The sequence below is a fragment of the Nocardiopsis sp. MG754419 genome (assembly GCF_018207095.1).
GTDB lineage: Bacteria > Actinomycetota > Actinomycetes > Streptosporangiales > Streptosporangiaceae > Nocardiopsis.
Window position 1 is genome coordinate 1 of sequence record NZ_QOCZ01000032.1, and the last position, 17,372, is coordinate 17,372.

17 protein-coding genes, 1 tRNA gene and 1 riboswitch are annotated in these 17,372 nt (G+C 70.9%); of the genes, 12 read left to right on the top strand and 6 right to left on the bottom strand.

Translation table 11 applies throughout. The features are described 5' to 3' along the window. Positions 1-149: 149 nt before the first annotated feature. Positions 150-231 (bottom strand) — tRNA-Tyr (locus DSY14_RS09005). A gap of 214 nt (positions 232-445) precedes the next feature. Here DSY14_RS09005 and DSY14_RS09010 point away from each other — a divergent pair. Beyond that, entirely contained in the window at positions 446-943 is a 498-nt protein-coding gene (locus tag DSY14_RS09010) for a YajQ family cyclic di-GMP-binding protein (protein WP_211716034.1), read from the top strand. Between the two features lie 51 nt (positions 944-994). Here DSY14_RS09010 and DSY14_RS09015 read toward each other — a convergent pair whose 3' ends face one another. Beyond that, the gene (locus tag DSY14_RS09015) at positions 995-1,855 is read right to left on the bottom strand and encodes a M48 family metalloprotease (RefSeq protein WP_211716035.1); all 861 of its coding nucleotides are present in this window, start codon (positions 1,853-1,855) and stop codon (positions 995-997) included. 492 nt (positions 1,856-2,347) lie between these two features. On the opposite strand from DSY14_RS09015, the gene DSY14_RS09020 reads away from it, so the two are divergent. The 6 genes from DSY14_RS09020 to DSY14_RS09045 all read left to right on the top strand — a co-directional run bounded on the left by DSY14_RS09020 (position 2,348) and on the right by DSY14_RS09045 (position 7,858). After that, entirely contained in the window at positions 2,348-4,198 is a 1,851-nt protein-coding gene (locus DSY14_RS09020) for a 2-oxoacid:acceptor oxidoreductase subunit alpha (protein WP_211716036.1), read from the top strand. Continuing rightward, entirely contained in the window at positions 4,191-5,270 is a 1,080-nt protein-coding gene (locus DSY14_RS09025) for a 2-oxoacid:ferredoxin oxidoreductase subunit beta (protein WP_211716037.1), read from the top strand. Before DSY14_RS09020 ends, DSY14_RS09025 begins: the two co-directional genes overlap by 8 nt. A 288-nt stretch (positions 5,271-5,558) precedes the next feature. Beyond that, positions 5,559-6,221 carry an NAD(P)H-binding protein gene (locus DSY14_RS09030; protein ID WP_211716038.1) on the top strand — a complete coding sequence of 221 codons (663 nt, stop codon included), beginning with the start codon at positions 5,559-5,561 and terminating at the stop codon, positions 6,219-6,221. A 175-nt stretch (positions 6,222-6,396) separates the two neighbouring features. Beyond that, positions 6,397-6,936, top strand: a complete 540-nt coding sequence (locus DSY14_RS09035) for a hypothetical protein (RefSeq protein ID WP_211716039.1) — start codon at positions 6,397-6,399, stop codon at positions 6,934-6,936. A 412-nt stretch (positions 6,937-7,348) separates the two neighbouring features. After that, positions 7,349-7,564, top strand: coding sequence for a hypothetical protein (locus tag DSY14_RS09040; RefSeq protein ID WP_211716040.1), 216 nt, complete (start codon positions 7,349-7,351; stop codon positions 7,562-7,564). Positions 7,565-7,642: 78 nt separating this feature from the next. Then, a complete protein-coding gene (locus DSY14_RS09045; RefSeq protein ID WP_211716041.1) occupies positions 7,643-7,858 on the top strand; it encodes a hypothetical protein in 216 nt (71 codons plus the stop codon). 83 nt (positions 7,859-7,941) lie between these two features. Here DSY14_RS09045 and DSY14_RS09050 read toward each other — a convergent pair whose 3' ends face one another. Next, positions 7,942-8,478, bottom strand: coding sequence for a GNAT family N-acetyltransferase (locus tag DSY14_RS09050; RefSeq protein ID WP_211716065.1), 537 nt, complete (start codon positions 8,476-8,478; stop codon positions 7,942-7,944). Positions 8,479-8,659: 181 nt separating this feature from the next. Between DSY14_RS09050 and sigJ the strand changes: the two genes are divergently transcribed. Both sigJ and DSY14_RS09060 read left to right on the top strand, forming a co-directional pair. Further along, a complete protein-coding gene (gene sigJ, locus DSY14_RS09055) occupies positions 8,660-9,568 on the top strand; it encodes an RNA polymerase sigma factor SigJ (RefSeq protein ID WP_211716042.1) in 909 nt (302 codons plus the stop codon). A 4-nt stretch (positions 9,569-9,572) separates the two neighbouring features. Next, positions 9,573-10,733, top strand: coding sequence for an FAD-dependent oxidoreductase (locus DSY14_RS09060; protein ID WP_211716043.1), 1,161 nt, complete (start codon positions 9,573-9,575; stop codon positions 10,731-10,733). A gap of 34 nt (positions 10,734-10,767) precedes the next feature. On the opposite strand, the gene DSY14_RS09065 is transcribed toward DSY14_RS09060, so the two are convergent. The 3 genes from DSY14_RS09065 to DSY14_RS09075 form a co-directional block, all read right to left on the bottom strand. Beyond that, a complete protein-coding gene (locus DSY14_RS09065) occupies positions 10,768-11,142 on the bottom strand; it encodes a VOC family protein (RefSeq protein ID WP_211716044.1) in 375 nt (124 codons plus the stop codon). 84 nt (positions 11,143-11,226) lie between these two features. Next, complete coding sequence (locus tag DSY14_RS09070; RefSeq protein WP_211716045.1) at positions 11,227-11,910, bottom strand: response regulator; 684 nt, start codon at positions 11,908-11,910, stop codon at positions 11,227-11,229. Beyond that, on the bottom strand, positions 11,907-13,571 hold the full coding sequence (locus DSY14_RS09075; protein ID WP_211716046.1) for a sensor histidine kinase: 1,665 nt from the start codon (positions 13,569-13,571) through the stop codon (positions 11,907-11,909). The genes DSY14_RS09070 and DSY14_RS09075 overlap by 4 nt, the downstream gene beginning before the upstream one ends. A gap of 213 nt (positions 13,572-13,784) precedes the next feature. Here DSY14_RS09075 and DSY14_RS09080 point away from each other — a divergent pair, with 213 nt between their 5' ends. Genes DSY14_RS09080 through DSY14_RS09090 form a run of 3 tightly spaced genes read left to right on the top strand, consistent with a single transcriptional unit; the run spans position 13,785 to position 16,941 of the window. Then, positions 13,785-14,777, top strand: coding sequence for a tripartite tricarboxylate transporter substrate binding protein (locus DSY14_RS09080; protein WP_211716047.1), 993 nt, complete (start codon positions 13,785-13,787; stop codon positions 14,775-14,777). Next, on the top strand, positions 14,774-15,391 hold the full coding sequence (locus DSY14_RS09085) for a tripartite tricarboxylate transporter TctB family protein (RefSeq protein ID WP_374223994.1): 618 nt from the start codon (positions 14,774-14,776) through the stop codon (positions 15,389-15,391). Before DSY14_RS09080 ends, DSY14_RS09085 begins: the two co-directional genes overlap by 4 nt. Next, positions 15,391-16,941 (top strand): tripartite tricarboxylate transporter permease, encoded by a 1,551-nt coding sequence (locus DSY14_RS09090; protein ID WP_211716048.1) that lies wholly within the window; start codon positions 15,391-15,393, stop codon positions 16,939-16,941. Before DSY14_RS09085 ends, DSY14_RS09090 begins: the two co-directional genes overlap by 1 nt. Before the next feature lie 179 nt (positions 16,942-17,120). Then, positions 17,121-17,326: riboswitch (cobalamin riboswitch) on the top strand. Positions 17,327-17,372 lie beyond the last annotated feature (46 nt).

A 17,372-nucleotide genomic window follows, 5' to 3' on the forward strand; every position in this document is an offset into this window, starting at 1 on the left:
CCCCGGGGGCAACGAGGGCCCGACCGCGCGGATCCCTGAGAGGCGTCCCACGGCCGTCCGGTGGGCGATCGCGAGCGCCGTGCACCCCCGGAACGCGAGAGACCCCGGTGGCCAGCGTTGTCGCTGTTCACCGGGGTCTCGTCCCAGGGTGGCAGGTGAAGGATTCGAACCTTCGAAGGCTAAGCCGACGGATTTACAGTCCGCTCCCATTGGCCACTCGGGCAACCTGCCTGGGATGCGGCGACGCGTGCGTCGCTGCGCATGAATGACAATAGCGGATGATCGGCCCGAACCTGAAATCGTTGGTCCGCGCGCCGCCCCGCCAGGGGCTTCGGGCACGCCCGACGGCGCGCGGCTAAGCTCTGAAGCCGGCCCGGTCCGAGGCCGGAGCAGACGTGCACGGGTACCGCCCGTGACCCATGAGATCTACGGGGTGTGAGAGTACGTGGCCGCCGAATCCAGTTTCGACGTGGTGTCCAAGCTCGACCGTCAGGAGGTCGACAACGCCTTGAACCAGACGGGCAAGGAGCTGGCCCAGCGGTTCGACTTCAAGGGCACCGGGACCACCATCGCCTGGCAGGGTGAGAACGGCATCGAGATCAGGAGCACCTCCGAGGAGCGCGCGTCCGCCGCGCTGGAGGTCTTCAAGGAGAAGCTGATCAAGCGCAAGATCTCCCTGAAGGTCCTGGACGCCGCGGAGGAGCCCAAGCCCTCCGGCAAGGAGTACCGCCTCCCGGTGGACCTCAAGGAGGGCATCACCACCGAGGACGCCAAGAAGATCTCCAAGCTCGTCCGCGACGAGGGCCCCAAGGGCGTCAAGACGCAGATCCAGGGCGACGAGCTCCGGGTCAGCTCCAAGAAGAAGGACGACCTCCAGAGCGCCATGACGCTCATCAAGGACAAGGACTTCGACCTGGCGCTCCAGTTCGTCAACTACCGCTAGCGCGTGCACGTCCCACGGCCGCCCGCCTCCGGTGGGCGGCCGTCGCCGTGTTCAGCCCAGGTCCCACTTGCGGCGCAGGGCCCGCAGGCGCTGGATGCGCTCGGCGATCGGGGGGTGGGCCGAGAACAACCGGCCCAGCGACCCGGGGAACGGGTTGGTGGTCATCAGGTGCGCCGTGGCGAGCAGGACCCGCTCGCGGGGCAGGGGGAAGGCCCGGTTGCCGGACTCCAGCTTGCGCAGGGCGTCGGCCAGCCCCAGGGGGTCACCGGTGAGTTCGGCGGCCTTCTCGTCGGCCCGGAACTCCCGGGCCCGACCCACGCCGCAGTAGACGACCAGGGCCGCCAGCGGCGCCAACGCGGCCAGCATGAGCCCACCCAGGATGTTGGGCATGTCCGTCTCCTCGGACTCGCCCAACGGCAGGAGGAAGGTCACCGCGGTCAGGGCGGTGATGAGCGTGGTGAGCGTCGCCGCGACCGAGCTGAGCAGGGTGTCGTGCGCGCGGATGTGCGCCAGTTCGTGGGCGATCACCCCGCGCAGCTCCCGCTCGTCGAGGGCGCGCAGCAACCCGGTGGTACAGCACAGGGAGGCCCGCCGGGGGGTGCCCCCGGCGGCGAAGGCGTTGGGCGAGCGCACGGGTGACAGGTACAGCTTCGGCATGGGCTGTTTCGCGGCCGTGGCGAGCTCCCGGACGATCCGGTAGAGCTCGGGGCGCTCGATCTCGCTCACCGGTCGGGCGCGCATCGCCCGCAACGCCAGGGACTCCCCGAACAGGTAGACGAGGATCCCCGCGCAGAGCACGAGGGCGATCCCGACCTGGACGCCCTTCTGGGCACCGCAGAGCCAGCCGACCAGGACGATGAGTGCCGAGGCTCCGGCGAACAGACCGACCGCGCGGACCGCGTTGGCGTGCACGCGCCCTCCTTCCGCTGTTCGCCGGTGTCCGGCTTTGGATGCGTACATGGTGACAAACGTGCGGGTCGGCGTCTCGCGTTCCCCATGTGACCGGCCGGTGTTGCGAAGTCTCCGCCGAGGGCGCGGGCGTCGGCGGAGGGAGGCCGAGTGTGACAATCGCCACCCGCCCCCCTTCGTTCCGGGAACGACGACCTATAGTGCGGACGTGGCCCTTGTCACTCCGCGCACCGGGGGAACGGAGGAACTCCGTCCCCGGGTGAACGGTGGGCCGTGTCGTTGAAGGTCGGCAGCCTCACACGACCCGGCCGCGGTGCACGCGCCCGCACACACCGCTCCGGGTTGGCGCACCCGGCGCGTGTGGGGGCCACGACAGCTGTCCTCCGTCCCCGATCCAGGCACCCGGCCCGCGACGGTGCGGTCCGACCGGGGGTGGAACACCCGAGCGCCGCCGCCTTCACGACCGGCGGCTCACCGAGGAGGTCGTCGATCTCAGTGGCCAAACAGATCGAACAGCTCGACCGCGTCATCATCCGCTTCGCCGGCGACTCCGGCGACGGGATGCAGCTGACCGGTGACCGATTCACCCAGGAGACCGCGTCGTTCGGCAACGACCTGTCGACACTGCCGAACTTCCCGGCGGAGATCCGTGCCCCGGCCGGCACCCTTCCCGGGGTCTCCAGCTTCCAGTTGCACTTCGCCGACCACGACATCATGACCCCCGGGGACGCGCCGGACGTGCTCGTGGCGATGAATCCGGCCGCACTCAAGGTCAACCTCGGCGACCTGCCGAAGGGCGCCACCATCATCGTCAACACCGACGAGTTCACCGCGCGCAGTCGGGCCAAGGTCGGCTACGTCTCCGACCCGCTCACCGACGGGACCCTCGACGGGTTCAAGGTCAGCGCGGTGGGACTGACCTCGATGACGGTCGCGGCCCTGGCCGACACCGACATCTCCAAGAAGGACGCCCAACGCGCGAAGAACATGTTCGCGCTAGGGCTGCTGTCCTGGATGTACAACCGCCCGACGGAGGGCACGACCTCGTTCCTCAAGGCGAAGTTCGCGAGCAGGCCGGACATCCTCGCGGCCAACCTCACCGCCTTCCGGGCGGGGTGGAACTTCGGCGAGACCACGGAGGACTTCGCGGTCTCCTACGAGATCAAACCGGCCCGGCTCCCCTCCGGCACCTACCGCAACATCACCGGGAACCTGGCGACCGCCTACGGCCTGATCGCGGGATCCCGACGCTCCGGGCTGCCCCTGTTCCTGGGCTCCTACCCGATCACCCCGGCCTCGGACATCCTGCACGAGCTGTCCAGGCACAAGCGGTTCGGGGTGCGGACGTTCCAGGCGGAGGACGAGATCGCGGGGGTCGGGGCGGCCCTGGGCGCCTCGTTCGGCGGGTCGCTCGGGGTGACCACCACCTCCGGCCCGGGGATGGTGCTCAAGCAGGAGACCGTGGGGCTGGCCGTCATGACCGAACTGCCCCTGATCATCATCGACGTCCAGCGGGCCGGCCCCAGCACCGGCATGCCCACCAAGACCGAGCAGACCGACCTCCTCATGGCGTTGTACGGGCGCAACGGCGAGTCCCCGGTCCCGGTGGTGGCGCCCTCCTCCCCCGCGGACTGCTTCGACGCGGCGGTGGAGGCCACCCGGCTGGCGGTGACGTACCGGACGCCGGTGGTGATGCTCTCCGACGGGTACCTCGCCAACGGCTCCGAGCCGTGGCGGCTGCCGGACGTGTCCCGACTACCGGTGATCGAGCCGGACTTGGCCACCGAGCCGAACGGGCCGGAGGGCACCTATCTGCCCTACCTGCGCGACGAGGACACGCTGGCGCGGCCGTGGGCGGTTCCGGGCACACCCGGGTTGGAGCACCGCATCGGCGGCATCGAGAAGCACGCGCAGAGCGGCGACATCTCCTACACCCCCGGCAACCACGACCTCATGGTCCGCACCCGTCAGGCCAAGATCGACGCCATCGCGCGGGACATCCCCGCGATGGAGGTCTCGGACCCGACCGGGGACGCCGAGGTCCTGGTGCTGGGCTGGGGCGGCACCTACGGGTCCATCACCGCGGCGGTGCGGCGTGTGCGGCGCGCGGGCGGCCGGGTGGCCCAGGCGCACCTGCGCCACCTCAACCCGTTCCCGGCCGACCTCGGCGAGGTGCTCCGCTCCTATGACCGGGTGGTGGTCCCGGAGATCAACCTGGGCCAGCTCGCGCTCCTGCTGCGCGGCCGTTTCCTGGTCGACGTCATCGGTTACAACAAGGTCCGCGGACTGCCCTTCAAGGCGGAGGAGCTCGCGGGTGTGCTGCAGGAGGTGATCGACCGTGACTGAGAACCCGAACGGTGTCGACGGCCCGGGGCACGAGGACGGGCTCGCGGGGCTGCGGCTCGTGCCCAGGACCGACACCGCGTACAAGATGAAGGACTTCAAGTCCGACCAGGAGGTGCGCTGGTGCCCGGGGTGCGGTGACTACGCGATCCTGGCCGCGTTCCAGTCGTTCCTGCCGCAGTTGGGGGTGCCGCGCGAGAACATCGTGATGGTCTCCGGGATCGGCTGCTCCTCGCGTTTCCCCTACTACCTGAGCACCTACGGTGTGCACTCGATCCACGGTCGGGCGCCGGCGATCGCGACGGGGCTGGCCACGAGCCGCCCGGACCTGTCGGTGTGGGTGATCACGGGGGACGGTGACGGACTGTCGATCGGCGGCAACCACCTCATCCACGCCCTGCGCCGCAACGTCAATATCAACATCCTGCTGTTCAACAACCGCATCTACGGGCTCACGAAGGGGCAGTACTCGCCCACCTCCGAGCCCGGGAAGATCACCAAGTCCTCGCCGGTGGGGTCGTTGGACCAGCCGTTCAACCCCGTGTCCTTGGCGCTCGGCGCGGAGGCGGGTTTCGTGGCGCGGACGGTGGACTCCGACCGCAAACACCTGACGTCGGTGCTGCGGGCCGCCGCAGACCACCCCGGCGCGTCGTTCGTGGAGATCTACCAGAACTGCCCGATCTTCAACGACGACGCCTTCGAACCCTTGAAGGACCCGTCCTCCCGGGATCTGCGCCTGTTGCGGATGGAGCACGGCGAGCCGTTGCGTCTGGGCCCGGACCGCGGTGTGGTCGCCGGTGAGTTCGGCGGGCTGGAGGTCGCGGACGTCGCCGAGGTGGGCGAGGATCGGCTCATCCGCCACGACGCCCACCGGGAGGACCCGGGGTACGCGTTCGCGCTGTCCCGGTTGGACCGGCCCGCCTTCGAGCACGTGCCGATCGGGGTGTTCCGGGACGTGCGTCGGCCGACCTACGACGACCTGTTGAACGAGCAGATCGAGGACGCGCGGTCCGAACGCGGCGACGGGGATCTGGAAGCCCTGCTGGCCGGCGGCGACACCTGGACCGTCGACTAGAAACCCGTGCCCGGGCCCCGGCGGGGGGTGAGCCGCGCACCCGCGGCCCCTCGCCACCGGCCCCGCGGTGGACCCCGGGTTCCGGCTCGGCGGACCCGCGCCCCAGGGGTGTTTCGTACGGGCACCGGCGGCGGCTCCTTTCCGGAACCCGGGGAGCTGCCGGAGGTCCCCGCCGCGCCGTCGCACATCCGGGCGCGCGCCGAAGCGAGGCGGAGTCCCGAAGAAAACCGGACCCTCGCCCGGGACGGTCGCCGGTGCCACTTTGGACGGAGGCAATACGCTGCCCCCATGCGTATCGTCATCGTCGGAGGACACGGGAAGATCGCACTACGGCTGGCCAGGCGACTGGCCGACCGTGGTGACACACCCGTGGCCCTCATCCGCAACCCCGACCACTCACAGGACGTCGTCGAGGCCGGGGCCGAACCGGTCGTCATCGACCTGGAGCAGGCCACCGCCACCGAACTGACCGAGAAGATCATGGGCGCCGACGGCGTGGTGTTCGCGGCCGGCGCCGGACCGGGAAGTGGCGCCGCCCGCAAGGAGACCGTGGACCACAAGGCCGCGGTGCTGACCGCCGACGCGGCCGCTCTGGCGGGCGTGCGCCGGCTGATCCAGGTGTCGGCGATCAACGTCGACGTGCCGGTCCCCGAGGGCACGGACGAGGTCTGGAAGGCGTACGTGGCGGCGAAGAAGGCGGCCGACGACGACCTCCGTCAGCGGGACCTGGACCTGGACTGGACGATCCTGCGTCCCGGACGCCTGACGGACGAGGAGGGCACCGGCCGCGTCGACCTGGGCGAGGACGTCGAGCGCGAGGCGGTGACCCGCGAGGACGTGGCCGCCGTGATCGTCGCGCTTTTGGACGAACCGGGGACCCGGGGCGGGGTTCTCAATCTGGTGAACGGTGAGACGCCCGTCGTCGACGCCGTCCGCGCCGCCGCCGGCTGATCCGTACCCCGGGCTCCGGAGCCCGGGGGGCCGTTCGGGCTCTGTGGCCAGATGCACCTCTAGGGGGCATGATGGTTGCGGAGCCCGGCGGAATCCCGCCACGGTGGACGCGGACGACCGGGAACAGGCCCCGACGGGTGAAGCAGCTCCGCAGAGCAGATGGGTACGGTTTTTCATGAGCGTCACACAGGTCGTCAGGGACAGCACGGTCGTCGAGCACGCCAAGGTCGCCGCGCAGCAGAAGCGTCGGATGTTCATCATCCAGCTGGACGTGAACGCCTATGACGAGGCGTCGAGCAAGCTCCGCCCGGGCCTGACGCGCATCCTCGAAGGGATCGAGGAGGCCGGGTGGCGTCTGGAGCAGATCACCCCGAGCGAGGGCGGCGAGTCCGCGTCGGCCCGCCTGTTCCTCTTCCGCCCCGACGCCGAGGCGCAGAAGGCCAAGGCCGCGGAGCAGGCCGAGGCCCACCAGCCCCAGCAGCACCCCCAGCAGCCGCAGGACCACTCGGGCCAGCAGCCCGCCTACCCGCAGCACCACACCGGCGCACAGCAGCAGGACCCGTACGCCGGTTACGGCCAGGGGTACGGCCACCAGCAGCCGTACCCCGGTTACGACCAGCAGCAGTACCCCGGTTACGGCCACCAGCAGCCGGGTTACGGGCAGCAGCCCGGATACGGCCAGCAGTACCCGGGGTACGGGCAGCAGGGCTGGTAGCCCTCCCCCGCACGTCTCTTCGAGGCCCGCACGGCATCGCCGTGCGGGCCTCGTGCGTACCGAGCGTGGCCATCGGCGTTCACGGTGGGTGGCGTTCGGGCCGTTTCGCCGGTCCGGATCGGCCCGTTCCCCGCACTCGACACCCCCGAAGTGCCCGACTCGCGGATTCATGACGGGTAACGACCGTTTCCGATGTATTCGCCAGAAGCCTGTTCTAGTCGCGCTTTCGGTTGTGTAACGCGACGGGTCCTCAAGGCAGTGATATGTCGGTCATGCCGCCCGAGAAGCCGAAGAAAGTCTGATCGAACTCGGGAATCTTCCCGAAAACTACTTCGAGCAGGCTTCCGGCTACGCTAAGTTAATTCCGGCGGCCGCAGCCAACCCGTTTCTGTACTTCCGAAAGGTGACTCACATGTCCCGTATCGCCAAGGTTTCCGGCTTCGTCCTGGCCACCGGCCTCGCCTTCGGTGCCTTCACCGGCACCGCCGCGGCCGACAACAACGCCGACATCCAGAACATCACCATCCCGGTCTGCGTGGACGTTCTGAAGGCCTCCGGCATCAGCGCCAGTGGCTGCAACGTCGTCGACTGGGACGCGACCTCGGGCATCGCGGTCCACGACAAGTAGACCCGGACGTCACCCGGGTCGGCTTCACACAGCCGCCGACTTCACCTGCACACAGCGAACCGAAAAGGAACACTCACCATGAAGCGCATCACCGCCGTCTCCGGCCTCATCCTCGCCACCGGCCTCGCCCTGGGCGCCATGTCCGGCACCGCTTCCGCCGACAACAACGCCAACATCCAGAACGTCACGGTGCCCGTCTGCGCCGACGTCATCAGCTTCGCGGGCTTCAGCTCCGAGGGCTGCAACGTGATCTCCAACGACATCCACTCCGGCATCGCGGTCTCCGACTGGTAGCCACTACTCCTCCGGAGTCGACGACGCGGGGCACGGCGGATCCACCGCCGTGCCCCGCGTTCGTTCGTGTGCGCGGTCCCCGCTCAGCCCTTGCAGGGTCCCTCGGGCGACCGGACCTCGGCGTCGGTGACCAGACGCGCGTGCGAGGCGGTGTCGTAGCGGGAGGTCCCGTAACGGAGTTTGGCCCGTTCGATCCCCTCCGGCAGCAGACCCGCGCGCCCCAGCGCCAGACACGACCCCGGGTTGTCGAGCCGGTGCCCCGCCTCCACCCGGAACAGGTCCAGGTCGTCGAAGGCGAACCGCGAGACCAGGCGCGCCCCCTCCGTGGCGACACCGCGCCCCTGCTCACCGCGGTGGGTCCAAAAGGACAACCACCCCAGCCCGTGGGCACGGCTGGTGACCGCCACCTGGGCGTGGCCCAGGGCCCGGTCCCTGCCGTCCACCACCGCGAACCCGTGGACGTCCTCGGTCCGGGCCAGCTCGGCACGACGATCGATCCATTCCAGGGCCAGGTCCACGGTGTTCGGGACGTCGGGCTCCTGCCAGGCCAGCTCCTCCCAGGCGAAGGCCTCCAACAGCCGGTCCACGTCCCCTCGGTTCCACTCGCGCAGTCGGTACAACGACACTCCCTCTCCTCGACTCCCCGGTCGCGCCAACCTAGAACCCGCCCTCGCCACGGGCAAGCGTTTTCTTGGCGCGCGCGGATCACTGTTCGGTATCCCTCCAGGTGATCGGCGGAACGTGGCCGGAACCGGGCGCGGACGTGTCACACGACGGCTCCCGTGGTACGTCTTCCCTGCCATGACGACGACAGAGGTCTTCGAGGAGCACCGCTCCCTCCTGAACGGGGTCGCCTACCGGGTCCTGGGCAGCGCCAACGACACCGAGGACGTGGTCCAGGAGGCCTGGCTGCGCTGGTCCGGCATCGACCCCACCGGGATCGACGATCCACGCGCCTACCTGGTCACCGTGGTCTCCCGGCTGGCCATCGACCGGCTGCGCCGGGCCGGTTCCCGGCGGGAGTCCTACGTGGGCGAGTGGCTGCCCGAACCGGTGAGCGACCTGCCCGGCGGGGCCGAACGTGCCGAACTCGCCGACTCGGTGGAGTTCGCCCTCCTGGTGGTGTTGGAGACCCTGAGCCCGCTGGAGCGCGCCGTGTTCGTGCTGCACGAGGCCTTCCAACTCCCCTACGCGGAGATCGCCCGGGTCATCGGCCGCGGTGAGGCGGCCACCCGGCAGTTGGCCAAGCGCGCCCGTGACCACGTGCGGGACCGTCGGCCCCGCTTCGAGGCCGACCGTGCCGAACGCCGACGCATGACCGAACGCTTCCTCCGGGCGTGTCTGGAGGGCGACCTGGAGGGGCTCACGGGGCTGCTCGCCACCGACGCGACCCTGGTCGCCGACAGCGGGGGCAAGGCCCGCGCTCCGATGCGGGTCCTGCACAGCGCGCGCAAGGTCGGGCGGTTCCTCACCGCCGTCGCGGAGGAGCGCAACGTCACGCGGTTCCTCGCCTCGGCGGGGATCGACGCCGTGGACGAGCTGGACGTGCGGATCACCGAGGTCAACGGCGGTCCGAGCGTGGTGGCGTCCGTGGCCGGCGGACCGGTGATCGTGCTGTCGCTGGACGTCTTCGAGGGCCGGATCCAGCACGTCTACCTGTTGGTCAACCCGGACAAGCTGTCACGTTTGCGGGTGCCCGACCCGTCCTAGGGCCATGGAACTCACCATTGTGGGCGGTGGCCTCGCCGGACTGACCGCGGCCATCGCCGGTGCCGAGAGAGGCGCCGACGTCACCCTGTTCGAATCCCATGCCACGCTCGGCGGTCGGGCCCGCTCGACCGCCCCTCCGTACGTGGCCAACGACGGACCCCACGTCCTGTACGGGGACGGAGCCCCCTACGCCTGGTTGCGGCGGCGCGGTCTGGTGTCGCCCTCGAAGGCCCTGCCGTTGCGAGGGGCGCTCGGTGCCCGGTGGCGGTACCGAGGCCGTGTCGGCGGTCCGCCCGCCGAGGTCCTGGGGGCGGCCACGCGCCGGCGTCTGCGCGCCCCGCACGACGTGGACTTCGGTGCGTGGGCCACCGAGCGTCTCGGAGCGGCGACCGCGCGCGCGGTCGCCAACATGATGGGGGTGGCGCTCTTCGACGCCGATCCCGCCCGCCTGTCGGCCGCCTTCGTCTGGGACCGGTTCCAGCGGGTGACCGCCCCGCGACGACCGTCGGCCCGTTACCTGATCGGGGGGTGGGGGACGTGGGTGGACCACCTGGTCGAGCAGGCCCGGAGCAGGGGCGTGCGGATCGCGACGCGGACCCGGGTGGACGCGCTCCCGGAGGGACCGACCATCGTCGCGACCTCCTTGGACGCGGCGCGCTCCCTGCTGGGCGACGACGGGCTGCGCGGGGAGAGCGGACACACGCTGATGGTGGACCTGGGCCTGACACGTCGACGTGGGGACCCGTTCCTGGTGTTCGACTCCGACGAGTGCGGCTACCTGTCGCGCTACAGCCTCGTCGACCCCACGCTCGCCCCTGCGGGTGAGGACCTGGTCCAGGCCCAGATGCCGGTCCGGCCCGGCGAGTCGCGGGCCGACGTCAGGCTCCGGTTGGAGACCCTGCTCGACGCCGCCCTGCCGGCGTGGCGGGAACGGTCGACCTGGCGGCGCGAGCAGATGGCACGGGGACGCACCGGGGCGCTGGATCTGCCGGGCCGCACCTGGCGCGACCGTCCGGCCATCGACCGGGGCGCCGGGGTGTACCTGGCCGGGGACCGCGTGGCGGCCCCGGGGCTGCTGGGCGAGGTGGCGCTGACCAGCGCCGTGCGCGCCGCGACGCTGGCCACCGCCCCCGGGAACACGCGTTCGGCGGCGCCGACGAGGTGATCGGGGACGTCCCCGCGGCCGGACGCCCGACGGGTCAGGCGTGCACCGGCCCGTGGGAGACGGCCTCCACGTTGTTGCCGTCCGGGTCGCGGACGAAGGCGCCGTAGTAGTGCTCGTGGTACTCCGGCCACACCCGTGGCGCGTGCAGGACCCGTGCCCCGGCCTCCACGGCCGCCGCGAAGAAGGCGTCGACCGCGGGCCGGTCGGCCGCGGTGAACGCGATGTGCGATTCCCGCGCCGGCCCGCCCGTCTCGGTGGGCGCGATCCAGAAGGCGGGCTGGTCGGATCCGTAGCCGATGACCTCCCCGTACTGGCGCATGCGCCGGTGGCCCAGGGGGGCGAGCACCGCGTCGTAGAAGGACGCGCTCTCGGCGGCGTCCGCGACCTGGATTCCGAGGTGATCCAACATGGCACCAGTGTGACACCCGTCACCGACGGGAGGCCGCGCGGAACACGCCCGCCGGGGCGGAACCACCGACTCGGGATCTCCGACTCAGGCGACCCACCGGTAGAGGTGTTCGGGGCGGCCCGCCGAGCCGTAGCGCATGCGCAGCTCCGCGCGGCCGTCGGCGCACAGGTGCTCCAGGTAACGTCGGGCGGTCACCCGGGACACCCCGGAACGCTCGGCGACGTCCGCGGCGGACAACTCCCCCTCCGCCTCCCGCAACACCCCGGAGACCAGGTCCACGGTGGCCGAGGTCAGCCCCTTGGGCAGGGAACGGGCCGCGGGCGGACGCAGCAGCCCGAACAGACGGTCCACGTCCTGCTGGGTGGCCTCGCCCTCCCCCTCCATCTGGCGGCGGGCCACCGCGAACCGTTCGAGCTGGTCGCGCAGGGCGCTCAGCGGGAAGGGTTTGAGCAGGTAGTGGACGGCACCGCCGTGCAGGGCGGAGCGCACCTGGGCGATGTCGCGCACCGCGGTGATCATGAGGAAGTCGGGTTGGGGCGTGCCGGGTTCACCTGCCGAGCGCAGGGCCCGCATCACCGAGATCCCCGAGGCGTCGGGCAGGTGCAGGTCCAACAGGACCAGGTCGGGGCGGTGTCCCCGCACCTGGGCCAGGGCCGCGGCGGCGGTGTGCGCCACCCCGACCACCGTGAACTCGGGCACCGACTCCACCAACTCCTGGTGGTTGCGGGCCACGCGCACGTCGTCGTCGACGATGAGGACACGGATCATCCGCTCACCCCCGCGGACACGGCGACGGGCAGGCAGGCGGTGAACACCGCCCCCTCCTCCGCGTCGGGCGCCTCCATCTCGATGCTGCCTCCTCTACTCTCACAGACCTGTTTGACCAGGGCCAGGCCCAGCCCTCGGGTGCCCCCGTCGCGGGAGGCCTTGGTGGTGAACCCGTAGCGGAAGATCTCCTCGGCCACGTCGTCGGCGACCCCGTGCCCGGAGTCGGTCACCCGGATCTCCAGGAGGTCGTGCGGCAGGTCCGTGTCGGCGGCCCGGTGCAGACGCACCAGGAGTTCCACCCATCCTCCCTGCGTGACGGCGTCCAGGGCATTGTCCACCAGGTTGCCGAGGATGAGGAGCGCCTCGGAGCGCAGTTCGCCCCGCAGACGGTCCGGAACGCTGGTCATCGGGGACAACCGCAGGTCGACACCGCGCTCGGAGGCCTGCGCGGACTTGGCCAGGGTGAGGGCGGCCAGCGCCGGGTCCCGCACGTGTTCGGCCACACCACTGGAGGTGCGGGTGTGGGTGGCGGCGAGGTCGGCCAGGTAGGCGCGGGCCTCCTCGTGGGCGCCCAGTTCGAGCATGCCCGCGACGGTGTGCACCCGGTTGGCGAACTCGTGGGTCTGGGCGCGCAGACCCCGGGTGACGGTGCGGGCGCCGTCGAGTTCCCCGGCGAGCCGGTCCACCTCGGTCCGGTCCCGGAGGGTGACCACGGCGCCGGACTCGACACCGCGGATGCTCACCGGCATGCGGTTGGCGACCAGGACCCGGTCGCCGGACAGCAGGATGAGGTCGTCGCCCGGGTCGGCGCCGGAGACGATGTCGCGGACCCGCGCGGACAGGTCGAGTTCGTCCAGGTGCCGGCCCTCGGCGCTCTCGGGCAGGTCGAGCATGGTGCGCGCCGGGCGGTTCACCAGGACGACCCGGTCGTGGGTGTCGACGGCCAGCACGCCCTCGCGCACGGCGTGCAGGAGGGCCTCACGGCTCTCCAGGAGCGCGGTGATGTCCGCGGGTTCCAGGCCGTGGGTCTTGGTGCGCAGTTGCCGGGACAGCGCCCAGGAACCGCCCACGCCCACGGCGAGGACGAGCACGGTCACGGCGAGGATCACGGGCATCGCGGCGCGTGCGTCGTCGGCGGCGCTGGAGGTGAGGATGCCGAGCGACACGTAGCCGACGACCTCGCCGCTCGCGTCATCGCCGCTGACCGATCCCCCACCGGAGAACACCGGCACCTTCGCGCGGACGGTGCGGCCCTGGGTGCCGTCCTGGACTCCGGTCCACTCCACCCCGTCCGCGGCGGAGCCCGGAGGGGTGGAGACCGTCTCACCGATGAGGTCCTTGTCGGGGTGGGTGAAACGCACCCCCGCGGGTGAGGCGATGACCAGGTAGTCGGCCCCGGTGGCCGCGGCGACGCGGTCGGCGATGGGGTCCAGTTCGGCGGCGGGTTCGGGCCCCTGGATCCCGTCGACCACCTCGGTCATGACGGCCACGGAGCGGGCGACGGTGAGGACGCGTTCGGCGTACTGCCGGTCGGTCTCACTGTCGACGTGCAGCGCCCACAGGACCCCGATGCCGGCGAGCGCGACCGCCAGGAGGCAGACGTAACCGATGAAGAGGGAGCCGGTGAGTGTGAGCCGGCCGTGAACGGGTGGTGAAGTCATGGGTGCTCCAGTGGCCGGGGTTCGTGGGCGGCCCGGCCGGTGAACGCGCAGGTCGTCAGCGTGTGGGCGCGTTCCACGAACAATACGACCAATATGACTCCAGTTTTAACAAAACCCTCATCCGCGCGTGGGCCGGGTCACACTGTGTCCTGGATCTCCCCTGCGTCTGCGCACCGGGGGATGTGCACAGACGAACGAAGAAGGAGAGGACCGATGCGCGATCGTGGCGTGGTGCTCCGTGTGGTGGGTGGGTTGTGCGCCCTCCTGCTGGTCGGAACGGCGCTGTTCGACGTTCGCCAGAGCGCGGCCTCCGGCGACGGTGCTCAGGAGAAGATCCTGCTCATCGCACCCGCCGGCCCCGGCGGCGGCTGGGACACGTTGGCCCGCGAGATGCAGAACGGCATGCGCGAGGAGGACCTGCGATTCAACGTCGAGGTCCGCAACGCCGAGGGCGCCGGCGGCACCATCGGGCTGGCCCAGACCGTGGGCCGCGACGGCCAGGACAACGTGCTGACCATGACCGGCCTGGGCATGGTGGGCGCGGTGGAGACCACCGGGTCGCTGTACGCGATGGCGGACTCCACCCCCATCGCCCAGCTGGCCTCCGAGTACCTCGCGGTCGTGGTCCCGCAGGACTCGCCCTACGAGTCCCTCGACGACCTCGCCGAGGACTGGCGGGAACAGTCCGGGACCCTGCCGGTGGCGGGCGGCTCCATGGGCGGGGTCGACCAGATCTTCGCGGCCCAGGTCGCCCAGGCCATGGACATCTCCCCCGGTGACATCAACTACCTGCCCTACTCGGGCGGTGGCGAGACCCTGACCTCGCTGCTGTCGGGCACCTCCCAGGTCGGCTTCGGCACCCTGGGCGACTTCAGCGACCAGATCGCCGAGGACGGTCCGCTCCGCGCGCTGGCCGTCTCCTCGCCCGAGCGCCTGGACGGGGTGGACATCCCGACCATGATCGAGCTCGGTTACGACCTGGAGATGTCGAACTGGCGTGGCGTCATCGCCCCTCCCGGTCTGACCGGCGAGGAGGCCGACGACCTGGAGGAGCTGGTGCGCGCGCTGCGGGCCACCGACTCCTGGGCCGACACCCTGGAGCGCAACCGGTGGACCGACACCTACCAGGGGCGCGCCGAGTTCGAGGAGTTCCTGGGCGAAGAGATCGCCTTGACCCAGGAGACCGTTGAGGAGCTGGGACTGTGAGCCCCAAGGGAACAGACGAGACGACGACGGCGGAGACCGAGGCCTCCGAGACCGTCGAGACCACCGAGTCCACCGTGTCCCCCGGGACCGAAGAGACCTCGGTGAACACCGCCGAGACCACGGCGGTCGACCCCGAGACCACCGCCTGGAGCGGACCCGCGGCCTGGGTCGTGCCCGCGCTGGCGGCGATCCTGGGCCTGGTGGCCGTGTGGGGCGCCTTCACCATCGAGGCCCCGCCCAACGCCACCCGCCCCGGCCCGGGCGCCTTCCCGGGTGCGGTCGGCGCACTGCTGCTCGTCGCCGCCGTCGGCATGAGCGTGGTCAACCTGCGCAACGCCGGCAGCGGGACGGCCTCCGCGCCCCTGGCCTGGTTCGAGGGCCGGCCGGTCGTGCTCGTCCTGGCCGGCCTGGTGGTGCACACCGCCCTGCTGGAGTTCGTGGGCTGGCTGTTCGCCGGCGCCCTGCTGTTCTGGATCGTGGCCTACGCGTTCGGCGCCCGCGCCTACCTGCGTGACGCGATCGTGGCGTTGTCGATGTCGGCCGCCGTGCAGGTCGGTTTCTCGCTCGGGCTCGGGCTCAACCTGCCGGGCGGCTTCCTGGAGTTGGTGCTGTGATGGACACTCTGATCAACCTGATGGACGGGTTGGCCGCGGCGCTGACCCCCCAGAACCTCATGTGGGCCTTCCTCGGTGTGCTCTTGGGCACCGCCGTGGGCATCCTGCCGGGCATGGGCTCGGCGATGGCGGTGGCGCTGCTGCTGCCGGTGACCTTCCGACTCGACCCCACCAGCGCGTTCATCCTGTTCGCGGGTGTGTACTACGGCGGCATGTTCGGTGGCGCCACCACCTCGATCCTGCTGAACACGCCGGGTCAGGCGTCGTCGATCGCCACCACCTACGAGGGCCACAAGATGGCGCTCAAGGGTCGAGCGGCCCAGGCGCTGGGAACCGCGGTGATCGGTTCCTTCGTGGCGAGCATCATCGGCACGCTCGTCGTGGCGCTCTTCGCCCCCGTGATGGTGGCGTTCGCGCTCAACTTCGGGCCCGGCGAGTACTTCGCCCTCACCGTGTTCTCCTTCGTGGCGGTGGCCGCGGTGGTGTCGGGTTCGGTGCTGCGCGGTGTGACCTCGCTGCTCATCGGTCTGGCCATCGGCATGGTGGGCATCGACGCCCAGAGCGGCACCGCCCGGTTCGACTTCGGCTCGTCCAGCCTGCTGGACGGCGTCGACATCGTCATCGTGACCGTGGGTCTGCTGGCCCTGGGCGAGGTGCTGTACATCGCGGCGCGGGGCAAGTCCGCGCCGGACTTCGCGGCGATCCGCACCGGTCGTCCGTGGCTGGGCCGCAAGGACCTGCGCCGCTCCTGGAAGCCGTGGCTGCGCGGCACCGCGATGGGCAGCGCCTTCGGGCCGATCCCCGGCAGCGGCGCCGAGATCCCCACGTTCCTGTCGCTGGGTCTGGAGCGCAAGCTCGCCGAACGTCGTGCGCGTCGCAAGGGCGTGAAGAACGAGTTCGGTGAGGGCGCCATCGAGGGTGTGGCCGGTCCGGAGTCGGCCAACAACTCCAGCGCCGCGGGCACCATGGTGCCCCTGCTCGGACTGGGTCTGCCCACGTCGGCGACGGCGGCGATCATGCTCGCCGCGTTCCAGCAGTACGGTCTCCAGCCGGGTCCGGTGCTGTTCGAGCGCAACGCCGACCTGGTGTGGACGCTCCTGGCGTCGCTGCTCATCGGCAGCGTCCTGCTGCTGGTGATCAACCTGCCGTTCGCACCGCTGTGGGCGAAGCTGCTGAAGCTGCCCAAGCCGTACCTGTACGCGGGCATCACGCTGTTCTCGGTGCTGGCGGTGTACGCGATCAACACCTCGGTGACGCACCTGGTGATGCTCCTGGTGATCGCGGTGCTGGGTCTGGTCATGCGCACCTTCGGTGTGCCGGTGGCCCCCGCCCTCATCGGTGTGGTGCTGGGTCCGATCGCGGAGACGGAGTTCCGTCGGGCGTTGGCGGCCTCCTCCGGCGACCCGTCGATCCTGGTCGCCAGCGGTATCTCCGTGGGCCTGTACGTGCTGGTGGCCGTCGCCGCCGTGGTGCCGCTCATCGGGTACCTGCGCAAGCGTCGCGCCGCCACCCGTGTGATCGACGTGCAGGAGCCCACCGAGAAGGTGTGAGTTCGGCCCTCCGTCCGACAGCGGCCCCCGGCTTCCGTCCGCCGGGGGCCGCTGTCGTGTCCGCCGTCCACCGGTGGGCGCGCCACCACCGGCGGGCTCCGCGCGCCCCGCGTCACCGTGGGTCGGACCCGGCCGGGAGGCGGTGGGAACGACCGGCCTGAACGACCCACGAGGTGGCGCGATACCCTCGTCGGGCCAGTCGAACTCCATCTCTTGGAGCAGGGAACCCGGTGTGAATCCGGGACTGACGCGCAGCGGTGAGGGTGACGGGCGGGCACGTCACGGGACACGTTTCCCGGGACAGCCACTGGAGCGACGCTCCGGGAAGGCGCCCCGCACCGGTCGACCCCGAGTCCGAAGACCTGCTGGCGCTGGCGGTGACGGGCCGCCAGGTCATCCGCGGACCCCGCGAACGGGTCCCTGACCCGAAG

What these genes read in the sequence shown, in the direction of transcription:
- DSY14_RS09045 (WP_211716041.1), top strand. Translation starts at nt 7,643, where the DNA reads ATGAAGCGCATCACCGCCGTCTCCGGCCTCATCCTCGCCACCGGCCTC.
- DSY14_RS09060 (WP_211716043.1), top strand. Translation starts at nt 9,573, where the DNA reads ATGGAACTCACCATTGTGGGCGGTGGCCTCGCCGGACTGACCGCGGCC.
- DSY14_RS09030 (WP_211716038.1), top strand. Translation starts at nt 5,559, where the DNA reads ATGCGTATCGTCATCGTCGGAGGACACGGGAAGATCGCACTACGGCTG.
- DSY14_RS09090 (WP_211716048.1), top strand. Translation starts at nt 15,391, where the DNA reads ATGGACACTCTGATCAACCTGATGGACGGGTTGGCCGCGGCGCTGACC.
- sigJ (WP_211716042.1), top strand. Translation starts at nt 8,660, where the DNA reads ATGACGACGACAGAGGTCTTCGAGGAGCACCGCTCCCTCCTGAACGGG.
- DSY14_RS09065 (WP_211716044.1), bottom strand. Translation starts at nt 11,142, where the DNA reads ATGTTGGATCACCTCGGAATCCAGGTCGCGGACGCCGCCGAGAGCGCG.
- DSY14_RS09035 (WP_211716039.1), top strand. Translation starts at nt 6,397, where the DNA reads ATGAGCGTCACACAGGTCGTCAGGGACAGCACGGTCGTCGAGCACGCC.
- DSY14_RS09075 (WP_211716046.1), bottom strand. Translation starts at nt 13,571, where the DNA reads ATGACTTCACCACCCGTTCACGGCCGGCTCACACTCACCGGCTCCCTC.
- DSY14_RS09080 (WP_211716047.1), top strand. Translation starts at nt 13,785, where the DNA reads ATGCGCGATCGTGGCGTGGTGCTCCGTGTGGTGGGTGGGTTGTGCGCC.
- DSY14_RS09040 (WP_211716040.1), top strand. Translation starts at nt 7,349, where the DNA reads ATGTCCCGTATCGCCAAGGTTTCCGGCTTCGTCCTGGCCACCGGCCTC.
- DSY14_RS09070 (WP_211716045.1), bottom strand. Translation starts at nt 11,910, where the DNA reads ATGATCCGTGTCCTCATCGTCGACGACGACGTGCGCGTGGCCCGCAAC.